Origin of the sequence: Saccharopolyspora sp., assembly GCF_017434145.1 — a bacterium.
Classification (GTDB): domain Bacteria; phylum Actinomycetota; class Actinomycetes; order Mycobacteriales; family Pseudonocardiaceae; genus Saccharopolyspora_C; species Saccharopolyspora_C galaxeae.
In genome coordinates this window covers 1-3,542 of the sequence record NZ_JAFRFW010000608.1, presented here as the reverse complement: position 1 = coordinate 3,542, position 3,542 = coordinate 1, and the positions used below count along the sequence as shown (strand labels likewise).

At 72.6% G+C, this 3,542-nt stretch carries 1 protein-coding gene and 2 pseudogenes; 1 reads left to right on the top strand and 2 read right to left on the bottom strand.

Translation table 11 applies throughout. The annotated features are described in order from the left end of the window. Window positions 1-1,742, bottom strand: a pseudogene (locus IJH84_RS16770) (hypothetical protein); the annotation flags it as partial. A gap of 961 nt (window positions 1,743-2,703) precedes the next feature. On the opposite strand from IJH84_RS16770, the gene IJH84_RS16765 reads away from it, so the two are divergent. Then, on the top strand, window positions 2,704-3,282 hold the full coding sequence (locus tag IJH84_RS16765) for a TetR family transcriptional regulator (RefSeq protein WP_338604880.1): 579 nt from the start codon (window positions 2,704-2,706) through the stop codon (window positions 3,280-3,282). Here the strand turns inward: IJH84_RS16765 and IJH84_RS16760 are convergent. Continuing rightward, a pseudogene (locus tag IJH84_RS16760) lies at window positions 3,252-3,542 on the bottom strand (amino acid deaminase/aldolase); the annotation flags it as partial. The gene IJH84_RS16765 and the pseudogene IJH84_RS16760 sit on opposite strands and share 31 nt — an antisense overlap.

Genomic DNA, 3,542 nt, shown 5'->3' with positions numbered 1-3,542 from the left:
AGGCGGTCGGCGGCGCGGTCGGCGTCGGCACGCACCGACCGGACCACCTCCAGCGATTCCGCGTGGTCCAGCCGGACGGCCCAGTCCTGCGCGGACCGGTTCGCCCGCAGTTCGCCGATCTGCAGTTCCTCCAGCGAGTGCGTGTGCGACAACCGGGGCCCGGGCGCGGGCGCGCGCGGCGTCGTCTCGAACGTCGCGATCGCGCGCTGCGCGTGCGGCTGTTCGCGTTCGGCCACCAGTCCGGGGACTTGCACGCGGATGGTCAACGCGGAGGGGAACGCCTCGCCCAGCGCGATCCGGCCTTCCCGCTGGTCGCCGAACACCGCGACCACGTCGAGCTCGCGCAGTTCCGGTAGTGCCTCGGCCTTCCCGTCCGGCATGCACAGCAGCGGAGCGGTCGGCACGCCCGCGGCCGCCAGCACCGCCTCGGTGTGCTCGCGCAACTGCTCGTCGCGTCCGGTGCAGAACACGACCTGGCCGCCCGCGTCGCGCACGTCCCACGCGAACCGGGCAAGGCCCGCGTTGACCACGTCGGTGCGCAGCAGTTCCCGGGGTCGGGCTAGAGCGCGGGAGAACTCGGTGTGCACCGCCGGCCAGTCCACCGCCGGATACTGCGCGCCGAGCCCGCTGAGTTCGACGAACCGCTGCCAGGTGGCTTCGGCGCAGGTCGGCAGCACCGGCAGCGAGTCCGGGCCGGCGAGCTCCGGTATGCCCTCCGGTGCGCCCGGCCGCGGCCCGGCGATCGCGCGAGTGGCTTCGACGGTGCGGCGCAACGGCACGATGCCGCACAGGTCCAGGTCGATCACCACCGCGGGCTGGGGCAACGAGCGGTCCCACCGCCGTTTCCGGGTGCGCTCCTGCACCTGGTGCAGCACGTGCCGGAGCAGTTCGTCCTGTTCGGACTCGACGGTGTGCGCGAACGGCCGCAACTGCGCAACCGACCCGAGCAGCCGCGCGGTGCGCGGCTGCAGGTATCGGAACTCCTCGGTGAGCACCCGTTCGATCCCCGCGCGCGCGGATTCCGCGGCGAACGGCCGGTATCCGATGCGGTCGAAAGCGGCGCCTAGTTCGTCGAGCGCACCGCGCAACGACCGCGCACCGCGCGCGACGGCGACCGGGTGGGCGTCCGCGACCACGCCGGTGGCCACGACTCGGCCGGTGACCGCGAGTTCCGGTGAGAGCTCGAAGGCGGGCCGCGCGTCCTCGCCCGCGAACAGCACCGCGCGGTGCTGCTCCAGTGCGATGCGGAAAGCGCGCACCGCCGGGCGCACGAAGCGCTCGAGGAAGAACCCGAACTCGTGCTCGCGGTGCTCGAACCGGTTGTCCACCAGCAGCTTCAGCAACGCCGGAGCACCGTCCGGGCCAGGTTCGACCAGCGCGCGCGACCCGGCCGCGATGGTTCCGCCGGGGTGCTCCGGGTGTTGCGGACTCGGCTCCGCGTGCTCCGCGCGAGCGGCGAGCACCGCGCAGTGCATCCGCAGCACCGGATCCGTGCGCACCACCGCCGCGAAACCGTCCGCTGCTGGAAGATCCGGCGCCGGCCCGGGGAGTTGCCTGCTCAGCCGCCGGAGCCAACGCGGATCGTGCCGGGTGCGCCTGGACCGGCAGCGGACCAGCGCGCGGAACAGGTCGGCCCAGGCGGGTTCGGCGCCCAGCGGCACTCCCCGGCCGCGGGAACCGACCAGCCGGAGCTCACCCGCGGACCAGCGGACGCGCTCGGTGTAGCCGCCTGCTTGCAACATCGCGTCCGCTTCCGAAGCGCACAACGGCGCCCAAAGGCCGCGGCGGGACTGCTCCGGTGTTGTTCGCGGTGTCGGGACCGGCCGGGAGACCGGCGTTCGCGCGGTCACCGGGCGAACTGGTGGTGCGCGGGGACGCCCCCGGTGACGGGGCGGCAAGTGCCCGCGGCGAGTTCTCTGGACGGTGGGGACGGGTGGACCTGCCGGACGGCGGCGTTCCCCGGGGCGCAGGGCATTCGGGAACGGGGAGAACGGGGCGCGACGCCGCAGTAGCTCACGATCACCTTTCCGTCACAGCTCGGGACGTTCCGCCTCACACCAGTTGGCGACCGGGAGGCTTCGCCTCACGCTAGATAGTGACTATGTGCGCCAGCAATGTGACCGAATGCATACGCCACGCAGTAACTCCAACCCATCCAGGGTGACCTGCGACACTATGTCGGTAATTGCCTGACGCGAGCACAGGTGTTCCACCGAGCGGGACGCGGCCGCGCGAAGCCACCCCTTCGGTCGACACCGGCCCCGGCATGTCCCCGCCCCGCCGCACCGGCGCGAGCGGCACACTGCACGTGATCGGCCGAATCTGGACGCACCAGTCAGACCGACCGCCTGCCCAGCCGCCACGGCAGCGTCCGGCCATCCGCGCACGCCGCTTCACCAGCTGCGCGGCCGCCGGCCGGCCGCACCTGGCGGTGCTGGAACCGCCCGGGAGCTGAAGAGATCCAGCGAGCCGGACGGGTCCCGGTTGCTGGGAAGATGTGAAAGCGCCACTCGTGGCCGCCAGGATGCCGAGCACGCGGGGTCCGGGCCGGCCACCGGGACCCTCCGCAGCGGGATCGTCAGCACCGCCGACGTCCAGCCCGCGACGGTCCGCACATGTGATCAAGGAGTCGCCTTGCCCGCCGAAGTCGCCCCCCTCCGCCGCAGGCCCGTACAGCAGCGCAGCACCCAGCGGGTGGAGAAGATGCTGGAGTCCTGCGCCGAGCTCATCGACGAGCTCGGCTACGAGGGGGTGACCACCACGCTGATCGCGGAACGCGCCGGTGTCGCGGTCGGCTCGCTGTACCAGTTCTTCCCGGACAAGCGGGCGGTCGTGCAGGAGTTGACGCAGCGCAACCTGGACCGCTTCGTCGCCGCGATCTCCGAGCGGTTCACCACCGCCGACCTGCAGCACTGGTGGGACGCGGTGGACACGGTGATCGACGTCTACATCACCATGCACCGCGACGTGCCGGCGTTCAGCAGGCTGCACTTCGGCGACGTGGTGGATCTGCGGCTGCTGGACGAGACCCAGGACAACAACGCGGTGATCGCGGAGAAGCTGACCGCGCTGCTGGCCAAGGAATTCGACTTGGAAGGCGCGCAGCTGCAACTTCCGCTGTCGGTCGCGGTGGAGGCCGCGGACGCGGTGCTCAACCTCGCGTTCCGCCGCGACGCCGCCGGGGACGCCGAGCTGGTCAGCGAGGCGAAGGAGCTGGTGCGCGGCTACCTGGCCAACCGGTTGCCGCCGGGTCAGCCGAACGACATGCCCTCGCCGCGGTAGGTCGGCGCGCTGCGCAGCAGCGTGCCGCCCTCGACGAGGTGGTAGTGCGTGAACCGCTCGGCGAGCTCGCCCGCCTTGGCGTGCCGCAGCCACACCCGATCACCGAGCCGCAACCCGCGCGCGGCCGCCCCGGCGACCGGGGTCTGCACCTCACCGGCGCCTTCGGCCGCTGTCAGGCGCAGCCCGGGCGGCAGGTGCACGCTCGGCGCCCGGCTCGGCCCGGTCGGTCCGGAGGCGATGTAGCCGCCGCCGAACAGCGT

What these genes read in the sequence shown, in the direction of transcription:
- IJH84_RS16765 (WP_338604880.1), top strand. Translation starts at nt 2,704, where the DNA reads ATGCTGGAGTCCTGCGCCGAGCTCATCGACGAGCTCGGCTACGAGGGG.